The organism is Thermaerobacter litoralis, from assembly GCF_054654595.1.
Genome location: NZ_BAAIES010000001.1, coordinates 41,924 through 60,484 on the forward strand (window position 1 = coordinate 41,924; position 18,561 = coordinate 60,484).

16 protein-coding genes are annotated in these 18,561 nt (G+C 72.9%); 5 read left to right on the top strand and 11 right to left on the bottom strand.

What is annotated here, in order from left to right; all coding sequences use genetic code 11:
- The first annotated feature begins 440 nt into the window (after window positions 1-440).
- Window positions 441-1,712: a PQQ-dependent sugar dehydrogenase gene (locus ACYQ02_RS00145; RefSeq protein WP_460038408.1), complete on the top strand. Its 1,272-nt coding sequence runs from the start codon at window positions 441-443 to the stop codon at window positions 1,710-1,712.
- Window positions 1,713-2,026: 314 nt separating this feature from the next.
- Here ACYQ02_RS00145 and hemG read toward each other — a convergent pair whose 3' ends face one another.
- The 5 genes from hemG to ACYQ02_RS00170 all read right to left on the bottom strand — a co-directional run bounded on the left by hemG (window position 2,027) and on the right by ACYQ02_RS00170 (window position 8,154).
- A complete protein-coding gene (hemG, locus tag ACYQ02_RS00150) occupies window positions 2,027-3,631 on the bottom strand; it encodes a protoporphyrinogen oxidase (protein ID WP_460038422.1) in 1,605 nt (534 codons plus the stop codon).
- A gap of 5 nt (window positions 3,632-3,636) precedes the next feature.
- Entirely contained in the window at window positions 3,637-4,722 is a 1,086-nt protein-coding gene (hemH, locus tag ACYQ02_RS00155; protein ID WP_460038409.1) for a ferrochelatase, read from the bottom strand.
- 180 nt (window positions 4,723-4,902) lie between these two features.
- The gene (locus tag ACYQ02_RS00160; protein ID WP_460038410.1) at window positions 4,903-5,838 is read right to left on the bottom strand and encodes a glycine betaine ABC transporter substrate-binding protein; all 936 of its coding nucleotides are present in this window, start codon (window positions 5,836-5,838) and stop codon (window positions 4,903-4,905) included.
- Between the two features lie 84 nt (window positions 5,839-5,922).
- Window positions 5,923-6,813 (bottom strand): ABC transporter permease, encoded by an 891-nt coding sequence (locus tag ACYQ02_RS00165; RefSeq protein ID WP_460038411.1) that lies wholly within the window; start codon window positions 6,811-6,813, stop codon window positions 5,923-5,925.
- Window positions 6,814-6,816: 3 nt separating this feature from the next.
- Window positions 6,817-8,154, bottom strand: coding sequence for a quaternary amine ABC transporter ATP-binding protein (locus ACYQ02_RS00170; protein WP_460038412.1), 1,338 nt, complete (start codon window positions 8,152-8,154; stop codon window positions 6,817-6,819).
- A 416-nt stretch (window positions 8,155-8,570) separates the two neighbouring features.
- Between ACYQ02_RS00170 and ACYQ02_RS00175 the strand changes: the two genes are divergently transcribed.
- Complete coding sequence (locus ACYQ02_RS00175) at window positions 8,571-9,545, top strand: 4-hydroxy-3-methylbut-2-enyl diphosphate reductase (protein WP_460038413.1); 975 nt, start codon at window positions 8,571-8,573, stop codon at window positions 9,543-9,545.
- Here the strand turns inward: ACYQ02_RS00175 and ACYQ02_RS00180 are convergent.
- Window positions 9,514-9,930 (bottom strand): EVE domain-containing protein, encoded by a 417-nt coding sequence (locus ACYQ02_RS00180; RefSeq protein WP_460038414.1) that lies wholly within the window; start codon window positions 9,928-9,930, stop codon window positions 9,514-9,516. The two genes, ACYQ02_RS00175 and ACYQ02_RS00180, sit on opposite strands and share 32 nt — an antisense overlap.
- A gap of 255 nt (window positions 9,931-10,185) precedes the next feature.
- Between ACYQ02_RS00180 and panD the strand changes: the two genes are divergently transcribed.
- Window positions 10,186-10,560 carry an aspartate 1-decarboxylase gene (gene panD / locus ACYQ02_RS00185; RefSeq protein WP_460038415.1) on the top strand — a complete coding sequence of 125 codons (375 nt, stop codon included), beginning with the start codon at window positions 10,186-10,188 and terminating at the stop codon, window positions 10,558-10,560.
- A 195-nt stretch (window positions 10,561-10,755) separates the two neighbouring features.
- Here panD and ACYQ02_RS00190 read toward each other — a convergent pair whose 3' ends face one another.
- Both ACYQ02_RS00190 and ACYQ02_RS00195 read right to left on the bottom strand, forming a co-directional pair.
- Window positions 10,756-11,541: a tyrosine-protein phosphatase gene (locus tag ACYQ02_RS00190; RefSeq protein ID WP_460038416.1), complete on the bottom strand. Its 786-nt coding sequence runs from the start codon at window positions 11,539-11,541 to the stop codon at window positions 10,756-10,758.
- 82 nt (window positions 11,542-11,623) lie between these two features.
- Window positions 11,624-12,895 (bottom strand): serine hydroxymethyltransferase, encoded by a 1,272-nt coding sequence (locus ACYQ02_RS00195; RefSeq protein ID WP_460038417.1) that lies wholly within the window; start codon window positions 12,893-12,895, stop codon window positions 11,624-11,626.
- A 337-nt stretch (window positions 12,896-13,232) separates the two neighbouring features.
- On the opposite strand from ACYQ02_RS00195, the gene ACYQ02_RS00200 reads away from it, so the two are divergent.
- Window positions 13,233-14,408 (top strand): LLM class flavin-dependent oxidoreductase, encoded by a 1,176-nt coding sequence (locus ACYQ02_RS00200; protein WP_460038418.1) that lies wholly within the window; start codon window positions 13,233-13,235, stop codon window positions 14,406-14,408.
- A 99-nt stretch (window positions 14,409-14,507) separates the two neighbouring features.
- On the opposite strand, the gene ACYQ02_RS00205 is transcribed toward ACYQ02_RS00200, so the two are convergent.
- Both ACYQ02_RS00205 and ACYQ02_RS00210 read right to left on the bottom strand, forming a co-directional pair.
- Window positions 14,508-14,918: a type II toxin-antitoxin system VapC family toxin gene (locus ACYQ02_RS00205; RefSeq protein WP_460038419.1), complete on the bottom strand. Its 411-nt coding sequence runs from the start codon at window positions 14,916-14,918 to the stop codon at window positions 14,508-14,510.
- Window positions 14,911-15,192, bottom strand: a complete 282-nt coding sequence (locus tag ACYQ02_RS00210; protein ID WP_460038420.1) for an AbrB/MazE/SpoVT family DNA-binding domain-containing protein — start codon at window positions 15,190-15,192, stop codon at window positions 14,911-14,913. The genes ACYQ02_RS00205 and ACYQ02_RS00210 overlap by 8 nt, the downstream gene beginning before the upstream one ends.
- 749 nt (window positions 15,193-15,941) lie before the next feature.
- Between ACYQ02_RS00210 and ACYQ02_RS00215 the strand changes: the two genes are divergently transcribed.
- Window positions 15,942-16,427, top strand: a complete 486-nt coding sequence (locus ACYQ02_RS00215; protein WP_460038423.1) for an NADH-quinone oxidoreductase subunit B — start codon at window positions 15,942-15,944, stop codon at window positions 16,425-16,427.
- 460 nt (window positions 16,428-16,887) lie between these two features.
- On the opposite strand, the gene ACYQ02_RS00220 is transcribed toward ACYQ02_RS00215, so the two are convergent.
- Window positions 16,888-18,108 carry an amidohydrolase gene (locus ACYQ02_RS00220; RefSeq protein WP_460038421.1) on the bottom strand — a complete coding sequence of 407 codons (1,221 nt, stop codon included), beginning with the start codon at window positions 18,106-18,108 and terminating at the stop codon, window positions 16,888-16,890.
- Between the last annotated feature and the right edge of the window lie 453 nt (window positions 18,109-18,561).

The following is an 18,561-nucleotide window of genomic DNA, read 5'->3' on the forward strand; positions in this document are numbered from 1 at the left end:
AGGTGACCGGGACCGGTATTCAGCGGTGACCGGTCTTCAACCGCATGGAGAACCCGGACGCCTTGCCCCCAAGGAGCGCAACCCGGAGCATGGACCTGCGACGCCGGCCCCCACGTCCCGCGGCGCCCAACCCCACGACGAACCGGCCCGACGCCCCGCCGGTGGACCCGCTGGCGGGCCGGCCGGGCCGACCTGCGGCAGCCCCAGCAGGCCCGCCGGCGGTTGACCCTACGACCCGGCCTGCGCCAGGCCCAGCGGGCCCGCCGGCGGCCGGCCCGACGCCCCATCCGGGGGGCAGGTCTGGGACCGACCCTGGGGCCGGCCCTGGGGCGCACGGCGTCGGTCCTCACCAGGGCCGTCCCGGAGGCCCCGGGCGGCGGCCGCCCAGGCCCACCACCCTGGCCCTGGCCGGCCTGTTCCTCCTGCTGGCAGCGGGCCTCATGGCCCTGGCGGCCCTCGGCCCGGGATGGCCCGGCGCGCCGGGCGGCCCCGGCACCCCGCCCGCGGCCCCACCCGCCGGTGCCGGCGGCGACGGCCAGCCCGCCGGCGGGGGCGCGGGTCCGGCCCAGACGGTCCCAACCGGCCCGACCCCGCAGGACGAACCCGCAAAGGGCCCGGCGGGCGGCTCCGCCACGTCCCCGGCGGGCGAACCCGCCCCTTCCCCCACCGTGACCACGCTGGCCACGGGCCTCGAGGTCCCATGGGGCATCGCCTTCGACGGCCGCGGGCGGATGTTCTTCACCGAGCGGCCCGGCCGGATCAACCTGCTGGAGGGCGGCAGGGTGACGCGGCTGCTCACCCTGCCCGACACGGTGGAGGTGGGTGAGAGCGGGTTGCTGGGGATCGCCCTGCACCCCCGTTTCCCCGACCCGCCGTACCTGTACGTCTACCAGACGTACCGGGCCCGGGGCGGCGGCATGGTGGTCAACCGGGTGCTGCGCTTCCGCTTCCAGGACGACGGTTCGGGCGGCCGGCCCCGGCTGACGGGGCGCCAGGTGATCTTCGCCGGGATCCCGGCGGCCTCCATTCACGACGGCGGCGCGCTGGCCTTCGGGCCCGACGGCAAGCTCTACGTGAGCACCGGCGACGCGCGGGCCGCGGAGCGGGCCCAGGACCCCCAGAGCCTGCACGGCAAGATCCTCCGCCTCAACCCCGACGGGTCGATCCCCGCGGACAATCCCCTGGGCCCCGGCAACCCCGTGTACTCCTACGGGCACCGCAACCCCGAGGGGCTGGCCTTCGACCCGGCCAGCGGCCGCCTCTACGCGGTGGAACACGGCCCCGATGCCTGGGACGAGGTCAACCGCATCGAGCCGGGCGCCAACTACGGCTGGCCCCAGGCGGTGGATCCCCGGGACCATGGGGCTCCCTTCACCCGGTCCCTGCGCAGCTACGACCCCATCATCGCCCCCGCCGGCGCCGCCTTCTACCGCGGCCCCGTCGCCGCCTGGGACGGCAGCCTGTTCTTCGGCACCTTGGGCTTTGAACCCGACAGCCCGGGGCGGCACCTGCGGCGGCTCCAGCTGGATGCCACGGGCACCCGCGTCGTCACCGAAGAGGTCCTGTTCAAGGGGGTGTACGGGCGCATCCGCGCCGTCGCCGTGGGCCCCGACGGCTGCGTGTACTTCGGCACCAGCAACCGCGACGGCCGGGGCGAGCCCGGCCCGGACGACGACCGCCTCCTGCGCCTGTGTGCCGGAACCCGCCCTTGACGCCCCGCGCCGGCCCCGCAGGGGAGCCCTGGGCCGGAGCGGGACCCGTTCCCACGGTGGACCCCGCCCGAGGACGGGACCGCGGCTGCACCCGGCCGGAACGGGCCCAGGCTCTGGACGGGTCCCGCTAGCGTACTGCACCCGGCCGGGACGGGGCCGGGTCCTGGGCGGGTCCCGCCGGCGCACCGTCTCCCGGTCCCGCCAGCGGAGAGAACGCCGCCGGCGCCGGGGCGCCAGCCCGAGTGCCAGCGGGCGCCCAGCAGACGCCCACCCTGCACCCGTCCGCCCGACCCGGGCTCCCGCCCTAAAGAACCCTACAGGGCCGCCGCCCCGCCGGCGTGGGCCCCCTCCACCGGGGTCCCGTCCCCGGCGCCGCCCGGCGCGCCCGAGCCCTGGCCACCCAGGGCAGCCCAGACGGCCTCGGCGGCCGCCTCCCCCTGGCGGATGCAGTCGGGCACGCCCATCCCGAAGTAGCCCGCCCCCGCCAGCGCCAGGAGCGGGTGTTCCTGCAGCGCCGCCCGCACGGCGGCCATGCGATCCAGGTGGCCGACGGCGTACTGGGGCATGGCCCGCGGCCAGCGGTAGACCCGCACCAGCGCCGGGTCCCCTTCCACGCCCGCCAGCTCGGCCAGGTCGGCCCGAACCCGGGCGACCAGTTCCGCGTCGGCCAGGTCCAGCGGATCCTCCCCCGGCCGCCCGGCGAAGGCACGCAGCAGGGCCATACCCGGCGGCGCGGTACCGGGCCACTTGCTGGAGACCCAGGTGCAGGCGGTGATGAACCGGCCTTCGCCCGGCGGCACGATGAAGCCGCTACCGTCCAGGCGCCCGGCCCGTTCTTCCGGATAGGCCAGGGCGACCACCGCCGTGGACTTGTAGGGAATGGCCGCCAGGTGCTCGGCGGCAGCCGGCACGAAGGGCTCCAGGAGGGGCGCGGCGGCCCAGGCGGGCACGGCCAGCACCAGGCCGTCTACCGTCAGCCGCTCGCCCCCCGCCGTGGTCAGCCGGTACCCCAGGCCCCGCCCGCCGGCCGCCGCCGGCGCGGCCGCAGGTCCGGACGGCGCCGACCCGGCGCTCGTGAACACCGGTTCGAGCCGGGTGATCAGGGTGCCGGTGACGATCCGGCCCCCCAGCTCGGCGATCCGCCGGGCGGCGGCTTCGGGCAGCCGCCCCAGGCCTCCCTTGAGGGTGACGAAGGGCGTTCGCCCCGCCGGCGCCGTCCCGTCCTGAACCGCGGTTCGCCCCCGCCCCGCCCCCGGCCGCTTCCGGCGCTGGCGGGCCATCCCCCGCACCAGGCTGCCGAACTCCCGTTCAAGCTGCACCAGCTGGGGGAAGGTGGCCCGGATGCTCAGCTGCTCGGGATCGCCGCTGGCGACCCCAGCCAGCAAGGGGGCCGCCAGCCGGTCCGTGACCTCCCGGCCCAGGCGGCGGCGCAGGAAGGCAGCCACCGACTCGTCCTCCCCGTCCCGGCGCGGCGGGATCCAGGGCTCCAGGCTGGCGCGGAGCTTGCCGCCGAGGCTGAAGAGCGGCGACGCCCACAGGGCCTGGGCCCGGACCGGCACCCCCAGGGCGAACCCCTCGGGCATCGGCTGCAGCCGCCCGCCCCAGACGACGAAGGTCCGCCCGGCGGACGGGCCGGGCCCCACCAGGTCCCCTTCCAGGCCCAGGCGCCGGGCCAGCTGGATCCCGTGGGGCTTGGAGGCGACCAGGGAATCCGGTCCCCGCTCGATGACGAAGGCCCCGGCCCGCTCCGTCTGCACCTTGCCCCCCACCCGGTCCCCGGCCTCGACGACGGTAACCTCCAGGGCACGGCCGCCGGCCCGGGCCAGCTCCAGAAGGCGAAGGGCGGCCGCCAGCCCGGCGATGCCGCCCCCGACCACGGCGACCCGCGCCGCCGCATCGCGCCCCACCGGCGCCGTCATGGCGCTCACGACCCCTGCGGCCCTTCCGGCCGGGCGCCGGCGGCCGCCGCCTCATGCCGCGTGGCCCCCAGCCGGTCCAGGACCAGGTCGGCCAGGACCTCGACGAAGTCGGCGTCGGCGTTCAGCGACGGCGTGCGGGCGAAGGCCAGGCCGGCTTCCTCCGCCACCTGCCGGGCTTCGATGTCCAGGTCGTAGAGCACTTCCAGGTGGTCGGCCACGAAGCCGACGGGGCAGGCCACCACGGCCCGCACCCCCTCCCGGCCCAGCTCCCGGATCACGTCGGTCACGTCGGGGCCCAGCCAGGGATCGGCGGTCCGGCCGGCGCTCTGGTAGGCCACGCGCCACCGGCCGAGGCCCGCCGCCGCGGCCACCCGGGCGGCCGTCTCCTCCACGTGGCGCGGGTAGGGATCGCCCCGGTCCACCACCGGCTGCGGGATGCTGTGGGCGGTGAAGACGACCACCGCCCCGTCCCGGCGGTCTGCGGGCAGGGCGGCCAGGGTCTGTTCCACCCGCCGGGCCAGGGCCGCGATGAAGCCGGGGTGGTTGTGGAAGTGGTCGATGAAGCGGACCGCCGGCGCCTCGGGATGGCGCGCCAGGGCGTCCCGGGCGGCCCGGTGGTAGAGGGCGACGCTGGCCTCGGAGTACTGGGGGGCCAGGACCAGGCCCACCGCGTCCTGGGGCCGGGCGGCGACCAGCCGCTCCACGGCGTCCGCGATGAAGGGGGCGATGTGGAGGTAGCCCACGAAGGCCTCCACCGGCCGGCCCAGGCGCTCCGCCACCCGGCGGGCCACCTGGCGGGCCTGTTCCTCGGTGATCTCGTGCAGGGGCGACTTGCCGCCGATGGCCTTGTACCGCTCGATCAGCTCCTGGAGCAGTTCCGGCGTCGGCGGCCGCCCGTGCCGGATGTGGGTGTAGTAGGGTTCGACCTGGTCCAGGCTCTGGGGCGTGCCGTAGGCCATGACCAGCAGGGCCACCAGGCCCTCGTCCCGGCCGTTGGACCCGCCGGCCGCGGAGCCGGCCGCATCGGGGGCCGGCGCGGCGCCGGTCGTGCTGTGGCGCTCTGGGGTGTTGCCGCGCTCGCTGTCCAGCATGGCTGTTCCCGCCTCCCAGGCCACGTTAGCACAACCAGCCCGTCCCGCGCCTCGGTTGGCCACCCGGGAAAGGACGAACCGGCGGCCCGGGTCCAAGACCCGGCCGCCGGTAACAGGCCCGCCCCCTCCAGGCCGCCGCAGGCCGCCGTCACGGCGTCACACCGAGACGGCCTGACGCCGTCACGACCCGGCCTCCTGCAGCCACGCCTCCACGACGTCGCGGTTTTGCTCCAGCCAGGCCTGGACGCCCTTTTCCGGCTGGTCCGCGCCGTGGTCCTGGATGGCCGCCTCCAGCTGGGCCAGCTGCTCGTCGGTCAGCTTGAAGTTGCCCAGCCACTTCGCCACCTGGGCGAAGTCCTCGCTGAAGCCTTCCCGGGCGATGATCTGGATCTGCTCGGCCCCCGTCGGGTTCATCAAGCCCTTGGGGTCCTCCAGGTAGCGGATGTCGTACTTGGCGAAAGCCCAGTGGGGACGCCACAGGGTGACGACGATCCACTCCTGGTTCTGGATCGCCCGGTCGAGCTCGGCCAGCATCGTCGGCGTGCTGCTCTGGACCAGTTCCCAGTCCTCCAGGCCGTAGCCGGGGATGGCGCTCTCCCGCGTCACCCGCATCAGGCCCGCCCCGGCCTCGATGCCCACGATGCGCTGGCCGAAGCGATCGGCGTAGCGCTTCAGGTCCTCGATGCTGCGGGCCTCCACGTAGTCCGGCACGGCCAGTCCCAGGTCGGCCTGGTCATACCAGGTGCCCAGGACCTCCACCTGGTCCCCGAACCGCTCCATGTACTGGCCGTGGGTCGACGGCATCCACACGTCCATGAACAGGTCGATGCTGCCGTTGGCCACCGCCGCGAAGAGCGGCGCCACCTCCACCTGGGTCAAGGTCACCTGGTAGCCCTTCTCCTCCAGCAGCTGCTTCCAGAGGTAGGAGACGGCGACGTCCTCGTCCCAGGGGATGTAGCCGATCTCGATCGTGCCCTTCTCGCCCGTCGTCCCGTTGCCGTCCTGCGCGCCCGTCCCTCCGGCGCCGCCGCACGCGGCCAAAAGCAGCGCCGAGAGGGTGGCGAGCACCGCCACCGCCTTGCGCAGTCCTCGCCGCCGGGCTGCTCCCTTGCCCATGGGGTCACCTCCGTACCGTTGCGATTGTCAGACGCACCGTTGCGATGTTTGTCAGATTCGAACCGGCGCCAGCCGCGGCGCCCGTCACGCGGCCTGGCTCGACCGGGCCGGCTGCGCCTGGGGGCGCGGCTGGCGGCGCGACACCCGGCCGGCCAGCCCCTCCGTCACCCGGTCGAGGTAGACGGCCAGCAGCACCACGGCCAGCCCCGACTCGACCCCCAGGGGGATGTCCAGGGTCGTCAGGCCCCGCACCACCTCAGCGCCCAGCCCGGGCGCCCCCGCCATGCCCGCGATGACCACCATCGACAGGGCCAGCATGATCACCTGGTTGACGCCGGCCATGATGGTGGGCAAGGCCAGGGGCAGCTGGATCTTGCGCAGGATCTGATTGGGGGTCGATCCGAAGGCGCGACCGGCCTCCACCACGTCCGCAGGCACCTGGCGGATGCCCAGATCCGTCAGCCGGATGGCCGGCGGCACCGCGAACACCACCGTGGCCAGCAGGCCCGGCACCACGCCGGCGCCGAAGAACAGCACCGCCGGCAGCAGGTGGACGAAGGCCGGCAAGGTCTGCATCAGGTCCAGCACCGGGCGCAACAGCGACCGGAGCAAGGGCGAGCGGCTGGCCGCGATCCCCAGCGGGATCCCGATGGCCACGGCCACCACCGTGGCCGCCAGGACCAGCGCCAGGGTCTGCATGGCCGGCTCCCACTCCCCCATGGCCCAGACCAGGACGAACGCGGCCGCGCTGAACAGGCCGAAGCCGCGGCCCCGCAGCCGCCAGGCCAGGGCGGCCAGCACCAGGATGATCACGGGCGCCGGTCCGCCCAAGAGCAACGCCGACGTCCCCTCGACCAGGGCCGTGACGCCGCTGGACAACCCGTCCCACACCGGGTCCAGCGTCCGCAGCAGCCAGTAGATCAGCGCCTCCGCCGCCTCGCCCAGGGGCACGTTGAACGCACCAGTCCCCGGCAATCCTCACCTCACCTCCTCCTGCAACGGCGCCCCCTCCGGCAACCGCCCGCGCCGGTCCGTCGCCGCCGGAGCGCCCTTCGCGGGGGCTGCCCACCGGCCCGCCGGTTCCTCCGGCGCCGCCGGCCCATCGCCGGCCGCAGCGGCCTGACCGACCTCCTCCACCCGGACGTGGCCGGCCATGCCGGCCAGCACCTGGACCCGCGCCACCAGGCCGACCAGCCGGCCGCGTTCGTCCGTCACGGCCACGGGCCACGGCGTGCGCGCAATGGTGGGAATGAGCTCGTGGAGGGTGGTGTCGGGTTGGCAGGTGGGCACGTCGCGGCGCACCACGCCGGTCAGGGTCGTGTCGCCGCGCCGGGCCGCCGCCAGGGCGTCGTCGGCCGTCACCAGCCCCCGCAGCCGCCGCTCCCGGTCGACCACGAACACCGACGAGAGCTGCAGCTCCTCCATCTTGCGCAGGGCGACCCGCGGCCCGTCGCTCTCCCGCACCGTCTCAGGGCGGCGCATCACGTTGCGCGCCGTGAACACCTTGCTGCGGTCGACGTCCTCGGTGAAGGAAGCCACGTAATCGTCAGCCGGGCGGGCCAGGATGCCCTCGGGCGTGTCCACCTGGACGATCCGGCCGTCCCGCATGATGGCGATGCGGTCCCCCAGCTTGAGGGCCTCGCTCAGGTCGTGGGTGATGAAGACGATGGTGCGGTGGAGTTCGGGCTGCAGCTGCAGGAGCTCGTCCTGCATCTCCCGGCGGATCAGGGGATCCAGGGCGCTGAAGGCCTCGTCCATCAGCAGGATGTCGGCGTCGGTGGCCAGCGCCCGGGCCAGGCCGACCCGCTGCTGCATGCCCCCCGAAAGCTGGCCGGGGTAGCTGGAGGCCCACTGGGCCAGCCCCACGGTCTCCAGGGCCTCCATGGCGCGCCGGCGGCGCCGCGCCGGTTCGACCCCGCGGATCTCCAGGCCGTATTCCACGTTGCCCAGGACCGTGCGGTGGGGCAGCAGGGCGAAGTGCTGAAAGACCATGGCAAACCGCTGGCGCCGGACCTCCAGGAGCTCCTTGGGACCGAGGGCCGTGATGTCCTGGCCGTCCAGGAGGATCCGGCCGGCGGTGGGTTCCACCAGGCGGTTCAGGCAGCGCAGCAGGGTCGACTTGCCGCTGCCGGACAGGCCCATGATGACGAAGATCTCCCCGGCGTCGATCTCCAGGCTGGCGCCCGCCACCGCCAGGGTGTGGCCGGAGCGGCGGAGGATCTCCTCCTTGCTGCGGCCGGCGCGGGCCAGTTCCAGGGCGTCGCGCGGCCGCGGCCCGAAGATCTTGTACACGTCTTCGACGACAAGACGGGGCACGCGTCGCCTCACCTCCTTTTTGCCTTGGGGGGAAACCCGGACCGGAGGAAACAAAAAACCGGCCTGAGTTGCGCCGGTCCGGTTTTGGAATCGGTCGGTGAAATGGAAACAGTAAGCCTTAACGTTTATATCACAATTGTATGCAAACCTCAAGTCTCAACGGTATTCGTTGAATTGTTATGCCGAACCAGGGCTGCTGATGCCTGCCCCGGCGGCTTCGCCGCCGGCAACCGCCGCTCCTCGGCCGGAATGGGCCGCTTCCTCTGCCGGCTTCGCGGCGTTCTCCGGGTTGGCCGCTTCCCACGGCCGTCTTTGTACCAGCGCAGGGAGAAAGGCTGTTTCGGCCTGCAGCGTTCCTCTATACTGGGGGCGGAACCGGACGCCGGCCCTGGCCGGGTCCCGAGGAGGCCACCAGCGTGGAAGTCATCAAGATCTCCCCCCGCGGTTACTGCTACGGCGTGGTCGACGCCATCGCCCTGGCCCGCCGGGCGGCCGCCGACCCGACCCTGCCCCGGCCGATCTACATCCTTGGCATGATCGTCCACAACCACCACGTGGTGGAAGAACTGGCCCGCGAGGGCATCCACACCCTGGACGGCGAGGACCGCCTCTCCCTCCTGGAACAGGTGGATCGCGGCACGGTGATCTTCACGGCCCACGGCATCGCACCCCAGGTTCGCCGCCGCGCCATCGAGAAGGGCCTGACCTGGATCGACGCCACCTGCCCCGACGTGACCCGGACCCACGAGCTGATCAAGGACCGGGTGGCCAGGGGTTACGAGATCATCTACATCGGCAAGAAGGGCCACCCGGAGCCCGAAGGCGCCATGGGTGAGGCGCCCGGCCACGTCCACCTGATCGAGACGGCCGACGACCTGGACACCATCCCCCTGGACCCCGCCACGACGCCGCGGGTGGCCGTGGTGACCCAGACCACCTTGAGCAAGTGGGACACCGAGGCGCTGATCCGGGCGGTGCTGGAGCGGTTCCCCCACGCCGAGGTCCACAACGAGATCTGCCTGGCCACCCAGCTGCGCCAGGAGGCGGCGGTCCGCCAGGCGCGGGACGCCGACGTGGTCATCGTGGTGGGCGACCGGCGCAGCAACAACTCGAACCGGCTGGTCCAGGTGGTGCGGGAGATCGCGGGCAAGCCGGCCTACCTGGTCGACAGCGTGGAGCAGATCGACCCCGCCTGGCTCCGGGGGGCCCGGCGGGTCGGGGTGACGGCCGGTTCGTCCACGCCGAGCCAGATCACCCGCCAGGTCATCGAGTGGCTGGAGGCCTACGAGCCGGACGAACCGGCCGGCACCGCCCCCGGCGCGCCCTCCGGCGCCCGGGCGACCGGAGCGGACCCGGCCCTTACACGGCCCCAAGCCCTGCCATCCGCATGATCCGTTCCCACAGGGGTTCGGGCACGGGCATCACCGAAAGGCGGGCGTTGCGCACCAGTTCCCAGTCCTGGAAGGCCGGGTCCGCCTTGATCTCCACCAGGGTCACCGGGCGCGGCAGGCGCAGCCGGGCCTTGAGGTCGACGGCCACCCAGCGCCCCGTCGGGTCGGTGGGGTCCGGGTAGGCGCCGCGCACCACCTCGGCGACCCCGACCGCCTGCTTCTCGCTGCCCGTGTGGTACACCAGGACCAGGTCGCCGGGCTGCATGGCCTTCATGTGCTTCTGGGCCAGGTTGTTGCGCACCCCGTCCCAGTAGTCCGTCCCCTCGCGCTCCAGGTCGGCGTAGCTGTACACCGACGGTTCGGTCTTGACCAGCCAGTAGCCCACGGGGATGATCGGCTCCTTTCCCTTTTCGACTCCCTTTTCGGCCCGGTTTTCGGCTCGGCGGCCGCCGCGGCCGCGACGCCGCCCGCCGGGCGAACCGCCCGCCTGACGAACCTGCCGACCGGAAGGGCGGTGCCGTGCCGCCCGGCTCTTCTTTTGCTACAGTGTAGCCCTGGTGGGCCGCCGGCCGGGACCTTGGGCGGGCGGTTCACCCGGTCCCGGCCGGCAAGGCCAGGGACGAGGCAAGGAGGGCCCATCGTGCTCCGCACCTTCATGCGCGCCAAGCTGCACCGCGGCACCATCACCGAGGCCAACCTGCACTACGTGGGCAGCCTGACGGTGGACCGGGACCTGCTGGCCGCGGCGGACATCCTGCCGGGCGAGCTCGTCCAGGTGATCAACGTGACCACCGGCGCCCGCTTCGAGACCTACGTGATCCCCGGCCCCGCCGGCTCCGGCGTCCTCGGCGCCAACGGCGGCGCCGCCCGGCTGGTTCAACCCGGCGACCAGGTGATCGTCATCGCCTACGCGCAGCTGGAGCCGGCGGAGATCCCCACCTTCCGGGGCCGGGTGGTGATCCTGGGCGAGGGGAACCGCATCCTGGAGGTCCGGGAGCAGCCGGCGGCGCTGTAGAGCCCAGCTCTACCGCTAAACCCGGCTTCGGCCTCTCGTCCGTGGTCGCGGATACCCCCGGGTCCGGGCCCGGCGGCACCGCCCTTGCCGGCAGCGCCGTCCCTTGCCGGCAGCGCCCTCCTGCGACGGGCGACCGCCCCCTCAACGCCCGCCCCTCCCCGCTCCTTGTCGGGCCTTGAAGCGCCTTCGAACGCCTTAGAGCCAGAAGCGCCGACGCCGGGGGGCGGCCGGGCGGGGCAGGCCGACCCGCTGGCCCGACCGCACGGCGGCCGTGGCCTGTTCCACCACCGCCAGGGTCTCGGTGCCGCCGGGCAGGCGCTCCAGCACCCGGTAGGCCTCGTGCAGCCGGGGCGGCCGCTGGGCGTTGTGGGCGTCGGACCCGATCAGGTGGACCATGCCGCGGCGCACCAGCCACTCCACCACCCGGCGCGCCGGGTCCTTGCGCGGCCGCAGCAGGCTGGACGCCGTGATCTGCAGCCACACCCCCCGCTCCACCAGGGGGACCAGCCACTCCGGGCGCCGCTGCACCGGCAGGTAGCGCTCGGGGTGGGCGATCACGGGCACGGCCCCCGCCGCCTGGAGGTCGAAGAGCACCCCCTCCACGTAGGGCGGCAGGGCCAGCATGTTCCACTCCACCAGGACGTAGGGCCCCTCCCCGCCCAGGGGGACCACCTCGCCGCGCAGCCAGCGCCGGGCGGTGTCGGGCAGGAGGAACACCTCGCTGCCCGGCCGCACGCGCAGGGGCAGGGCCGCCGCTTCCAGCCGGCGCTGGAACTCGGCGGTCAGGGCCCGGATCGTCCGGGGGTCGTTGTCGTAGACCTCAGGGTAGATGTGGGGCGTGACGATGATCTCGGCGGTGCCGTCGGCCACCGCCTCCCGGGCCAGGGCCAGGGACTCGTCCCAGCCCGCGGCGCCGTCGTCCAGGCCCGGTAGCAGGTGGCTGTGGACGTCGACCCGCCCGGGCGTCCCTTGCGGCTCCACCGTGTCCCTCCCTTGTCCTGCCTCGTGATGGGGTTCCCGCACCGGGATCGGGATCGCCCCCGCCCGTTGGGCCGGGCGGCGCTCACGCCCCGGCCGGCGGTTCCGTCGCCGTCGCCCCCGAGGGATGGGGGAAGGCGGCCGACAGTTCCCGGACCCGGCCCGCGATGCGCTCCAGCTCGGCCGGTTCGTCCCGGTGGCGCAGGGCGGCGGCGATCAGCTGCCCGATGGCCTTCATCTCCGTCTCCTTCATCCCCCGGGTGGTCAGAGCCGGCGTGCCCAGGCGGATGCCGCTGGTCACCATGGGCGGCTGGGGATCGAAGGGGATCGCGTTCTTGTTCACCGTGATGCCGACCCGCTCCAGCACCTGCTCGGCCTCCCGGCCCGTCACGCCCAGGGGCCGCAGGTCGACCAGCATCAGGTGGTTGTCGGTGCCGCCGCTGACCAGGCGCAGGCCTTCGGCGGCCAGGGTCTCCGCCAGGGCCCGGGCGTTGGCCACCACCTGCCGGGCGTACTGGCGGAAGGCCGGCTGGGCGGCCTCGTGGAAGCACACGGCCTTGGCGGCGATGACGTGCATCAGCGGCCCGCCCTGCATTCCCGGGAAGACCGCCTTGTCCAGGGCCTTGGCCTCGGCCTCCCGGCACAGGACGAACCCGCCCCGCGGCCCGCGCAGGGTCTTGTGGGTCGTCGAGGTGACGAACTCGGCGTGGGGCACCGGGTTGGGATGCTCGCCCCCGGCGATGAGGCCGGCGATGTGGGCCATGTCGACCATCACCTTGGCCCCCACCTCGTCGGCGATGGCGCGGAAGCGGGCGAAGTCGATGACCCGGGGATAGGCCGAGGCGCCCACCACGATCAGCTTCGGCCGGTGCTCCCGGGCCAGGCGGGCCACCTGGTCGTAGTCGATCCGCTCGGTCTCGGGGTCGACGCCGTAGGCCACGACCTTGTAAAGCTGCCCGGAGAAGTTGACGGGACTGCCGTGGGTCAGGTGGCCGCCGTGGGCCAGGTTCATCCCCAGGATCGTGTCGCCGGGCTGGAGGGTGGCGAAGTAGACGGCCATGTTGGCCTGGGCCCCCGAATGGGGCTGGACGTTGGCGTGCTCGGCGCCGAAGAGGGCGCAGGCCCGCCGGCGGGCCAGTTCTTCGACCTGGTCGACGAACTGGCAGCCGCCGTAGTAGCGGCGGCCGGGGTAGCCTTCGGCGTACTTGTTGGTCAGGGCGGAGCCCATGGCCTCCAGCACGGCGGCGCTGGTGAAGTTCTCCGAGGCGATGAGCTCCAGGGTCTCACGCTGGCGGCGGTGTTCCTCCCGGATCCAGCGCAGGATCTCGGGATCGGTGGCGGCCAGGGGACTGGTCACCCTGCTCTCCTCCTCTCGACATCGGGGCCTCGGGACAGCGGGGCGGGTCCCGGGGGACCGAAGCCGTCGTACCAAGTGTTCGCAGGCGGCAGGCGTTCACCTGCAGGGACGGGCGGGTCGCAGGGCCGGCCATCGCGGTGGAACGGGCCCGCCGGCCAGGTGCCCGGCACGGGGCCCCGCGGGGTGGTGGGATGGGCGGCCCTTGCCTGACTAACTTTTTTAAAGTACCTTGATATTCGAAAGAACAATCCCGGGGCAGACTGGTCCCGCAAGAGGATCCAGCCCGGTCGACCCGGGCGGCGGCCACGGCCTTGGCCGCCGGCGAGGAGGGCCTCCCTTGGAGATCGGCATCTACAGCTTCGGCGACCGCAACACCGACCCCGAGACCGGGCAGCTGATCAGCCCGGCCGAGCGCATCCGGCGCCTCCTGGAGGAGATCGAGCTGGCCGATCAGGTGGGGCTCGACGTCTTCGGCGTCGGCGAGCACCACCGCCCCGACTACGTCGTCTCGGCGCCGGCCGTGGTCCTGGCCGCGGCGGCGTCCCGCACCCGGCGCATCCGCCTGACCAGCGCCGTCAACGTCCTCAGTTCCGACGATCCCGTGCGGGTCTTCCAGCAGTTCGCCACCTTGGACCTGATCAGCGGGGGCCGGGCCGAGATCATGGTCGGGCGCGGCTCCTTCATCGAGTCCTTCCCCCTCTTCGGCTACGACCTCCGCGACTACGACGCCCTGTTCGAGGAGAAGCTGGACCTCCTGCTCAAGCTGCGGGAATCGGAGCGGGTGACCTGGTCGGGGAAGTTCCGGCCGCCCATCCGCGACCGCGGCGTGTACCCGCGCCCCATCCAGAACCCGATCCCGGTGTGGATCGCCGTGGGCGGCACGCCGGAGTCGGCGGTGCGGGCGGGGCGCCTCGGCCTGCCCATGGCCCTGGGGATCATCGGCGGCATCCCGGCGCGGTTCCGGCCGCTGGTGGAGATCTTCCGGCAGGCGGCGCGGGAGGCGGGGCATCCGGTGCCGCGGCTGAGCATCAACTCCCACGGCTTCATCGCCGACACGTCCAAGGAAGCGGCCGACACCGCCTTCCCGGCCTTCAAGGAGGTCATGGACCGGCTGGGGCGCGAGCGGGGCTGGGGACCGCTCACCCGCGAGCAGTTCGAGTGGTCGCGCTCCCTGCACGGCGCCGACTTCGTCGGCAACCCGGAGGAGGTCATCGAGAAGATCCTCTACCAGCACGAGCTGTTCCACCACGACCGCTTCCTGCTGCAGCTCACGGTGGGCACGCTGCCCCACAAGAAGGTCCTGCGGGCCATCGAGCTCTTGGGGACGAAGGTGGCGCCGGCGGTGCGAAAGGCGCTGGGGAAGGAACCGGAGGACCGCGGTGGTCACCGCGGCGGGGACGACAAGCCGGATATGGGTGGTCTGGGTCGCACACCAACCCGCAGCGACTGGGAGGGCTCGCGGGATACAGCGCCAGCCAGCACGGCGGGCACACCTCCCTCCATGATGGGCTGAGTAGGCCGTGGATGGCGAAGGGGCCGGCCCGTCGCGCCGGCCCCTTTACACTTGACGGTTTATATTCGACGGGTCTGGAGGTTGGACTCACGGGGACCTTTATTCCGGTGGGAGCCATTTGGTCGCAAGCTTCGCAAAGTGGTCCCGGTCGAAGGAGTACACAGGACAAGCCTCGGCATTACAACGGGCAGCCAGATAGGCATCGATGAAATCCACGCTGGTTTGGACGTAGTTGCGCAAGGCTTGGACGACCACGCCCTTCTCCTTGACCTCAAATCCCTCCGTCTCGCACATTTCCAGGAGCGTGGTACCCAGCTGTCGCCGGGGAACTTTATAGTACGAAGACAACACCCAAACCATCTCGGCGATCACGAGCGGGTCAAGGACGAGCGTGACCTCACCGCGGGATACCCTTCCCAACAACTTACGAGCCTGTTCAACCATCTCAGGCGGATCATTGGTCAAGACCCGGAGAAGGACGTTGGCGTCGACGTAAGCCCTCTCACCCATTCCGAGTCTCCTCGAACCGTTGTTCCTCAAGGCCAGTGGCGGCGACCATTCGTTCCCGAACCTCGCGCCGGATCGCGTCCGTTCCAAGGTAAGGCCGGGTAGCCGGCAGTAGACCGACCAGTTCCAAAGGGCTCCGGCGCTTGATCGGGATCATCGTCACCGCCTGGCCTACCTGCTCGAACAGAATCGCATCCCCCTCCCGAATGCCAAGACGCTCCCTGATTTCTCCCGGGATGGTAACCTGTCCCTTCGCCGTTACCTTGGCAACGGCCACGATCGGCCCCTCCTTACGCAACCGTGGCACCCCCGTAAGATCAAACCCACTGGGTAAGGATCGCCCTTTCCTTCCTTACACCTATCCTTTGTCATTACTTTAGCATGCCCCGCATGAGCCGTCGACCCTCTCCGGAACGGTCGGGGATAGGTCGCCACCCCGCACAGGGGGTGCGCCCCCGAATGCCGGGTGGCGCAAGGTGGGCTGCCGTTTCGGCCATACTTCGGGAGCGGCGGGCAGTCCCTCGCCACACCGGCCCGTGGGCGCAGAAAAGCCGTGTCCCCGTTGTAGACGGGTCCGGCGCCGCGCTCACGGCACCACTCTGTTCCACTGCGGGGTGAAATCCGATGCCGCAGGATGGCGAGCGCAGGGACGAAGGCCGTTCGGCGGTCGAACCTGGCTCCCCAACTCACCGCCCGACAGGGATGGCACCAGCCAGTCGAACCGTTCCCGTCCACGACGCAGCGAGCGACCAGGGAACCGGCGGCAGCGGGGAGTCGCGGGGTGACGACCTCCGCGCCGCCGTGGCCCGGGCCGAGGCGAAGCCCTACCCCACGCCCGTCAGCGGCCAGGGCGCCCGGCCCGCCGCCTCAGAGGAGACCCGCGAGCGCCAGGCGCGGGCCCGGGCCATCACGGCCCAGAGCCCCGAACCCGAGGTGACGGGCGCCCCGGCGGGCGAAGGGCCCCGCTTCTCCCAGGCCGACGAGCTGGAACCCGACGTGATCCGGCGGCTCGATACCCACCCCTCCATGCGCATCCCCGGGGTGTGGCAGTGGCTACCGGGCATCGTCACCGCCCGGCTGCAGGAGCTGGTCAACTGGGGCCGGGCCAACTCCATGTGGTACCTGCTCTTCGGCCTGGCCTGCTGCGCCATCGAGATGATGGCCGCCGGCGGCACCCGCACCGACCTGGACCGGATCGGCTCGGTGTTCCGCGCCTCGCCGCGCCAGGCGGACCTGATGATCGTCTCGGGTACCGTCACGGAAAAGATGGCGCCGGTGGTCAAGACCCTCTACGACCAGATGGCCGAGCCCAAGTTCGTCATCTCCATGGGCGCCTGCGCCACCAACGGCGGGCCGTACTACCAGGGCTACAACGTGGTGGACGGCGTGGACAAGATCGTCCCCGTTGACGTCTACGTGGCCGGCTGCCCGCCGCGGCCGGAGGCCCTGGTCCACGCCATCTTGAAGCTGCAGGACAAGGTGCGCCGCATCGGGATGGCCCATGAAGCCTGAGACCCCCGGGTCGGCCGGTCCATCGCAAGACCGGCAACGGCAACCCGGTCCGGTCGCACCGCACGGGCCGCTCGGCCCGGCCGGGCGGCACCCGGCCCCCCACCTCCCCCTCGCCCCGGGGCCGGTTCCCCTGCCGGGCCTCTGGCACCCCTGGCAGCGCTTCGTCGCCGCCTGGTCCCGCGTCCGGCGCCCCGCCCCCGCAGGCCCCTCCCGGCTTCCGGCCCAGCCGGACGCGGCCGGACGCCCCCCGGCACTGGCGCCGGCAGAGGGCCTCTACCGGCCCCTTTGTCTCAGCCGGGGCTGCTTCCACAACCGGGACGGCACCTGCACCTTCGACCGGGTGGAACCGGCCCCCCTGGCCGTGATGGACGCCGGCACCTGCCCCCATGCCCTGTTCCTCACACCCGGGCCGCCGTGACCGGCCCGGCGGGCCCGGCGGGTACCCGTCCCGGGCGCGGCCCTAGGCGGCCATCGCCGTGACCCGCTCCAGTTCCTCGTCGCCCAGCAGGTAGCGCAGGGTCACCGCCAGGAGCGCCCGGCCCGCCACCAGCATGGCCCGCTCGTCGATGTCGAAGCGCGGGTGATGGTGGGGGTAGGACGCGCCCACCTCCGGGTTACCGGCCCCGGTGAAGAAGAAGCAGCCCGGCACCTTTTCGAGGTAGTACGCGAAGTCCTCGCCGCCCATCACCGGCGCCACCCGCTCCACCGCCTCCACCCCGGCCTGGCGGGCGATGGTCTCGGCCGCGAAGGCCGTCATGTCCTCATGGTTGAACAGGGCCGGATAGCCCCGCTCGTACCGGAACCGGTACCCCGCCCCGTGGACCTCGCAGGTCCCCCGCACCAGCCGCTCGAGCAGCGTCTCCATCCGGTCCCGCACCGCCGGGCTCAGCGTCCGGACGGTCCCAGTCAGGGTGGCCGTCTCGGGGATCACGTTGAAGGCGGTGCCCGCGTGCAGCGTCCCCACCGACACCACCGCCGGCTCCAGGGGGTCGACCATCCGCCCCACCACCTGCTGGAGCTGGGTCACCACCTGGGCCGCCACCAGGATGGGGTCGACCCCCTGGTGGGGCGCCGCGGCATGGCACCCCTGCCCCCGGATCTCGACCTCGAACCGGTCGGCGGCCGCCATGGCATAGCCGGGGCAGTACCCCACCCGGCCCACGGGCAGCGGCGTCCACAGGTGGGTCCCGAAGATCGCGTCGACCCCGTCCAGGCACCCGTCCTCGATCATCGGCTTGGCGCCGCCCGGGGCCACCTCCTCGGCGAACTGGTGGATCAGGACGACCCGGCCGCGCAGCCGGCCGCGTTCCTCCATCAGGACCCGGGCCACGCCCAGCAGGGTCGCCGTGTGGGCGTCGTGACCGCAGGCGTGCATGACCCCCGGCACCCGCGACCGGTAAGGGACGTCCTTCTCGTCCTGGATGGGCAGGGCGTCGAAGTCGGCCCGCAGGGCCACGGTGGGCCCGGGATGCGCCCCTTCGATCACCCCCACCACCCCCCGGCCGCCGACGCCCGTGCGAGCGGGGATCCCGGCCTCCCGCAGCCGCTCGGCGATGAAGCGCGGCGTCTCCACCTCCTGGAAGGAGAGTTCGGGATGCTGGTGCAGGTGGCGCCGCCAGGCCACCATCGTGTCATAGAGGGCTTCGAGGCGAGCGCCCCAGGGCCCCAAACGGCCGGCCACGGCCGTCCCCCCTTCGCCCATTTTCTGGTTGACTGCTCCTGGTTGACTTCGCCGCCACCCGCCGTTCTCCTGGAGCCTCGCCAGCCTCGCCGCCCGCCGTCGCCGGGCGGCCGCGGGCCCCGGGCTCGTTGCCAGGGCCCGACCTTGGGAACCCTGGGATGCGGAGGCTGGTGCCCGCCCCGGCGCCCGCCGGGCCAGGACGCACACCGCCGCCTGCCCGGCGCGGTAGACCACGGGCTGGGACGGCTCCGGCAGGGCGGCACCGGTGGCATGGCTCCGGTAGGACGGCTCCGGCCGGCACGGCTCCGGCAGGACGTCCCTCGGGACGGGCCATCCCCGGTGGCCGGGGGCGGGCGCCCCACGGGAGGCACGATCATGGCAGCACGGACGAGCAACGGCGAAGGCGCGGCCGGACGAACCGGCCCGGCTCCCGGCGCCGGCCGGGCCCAAGCC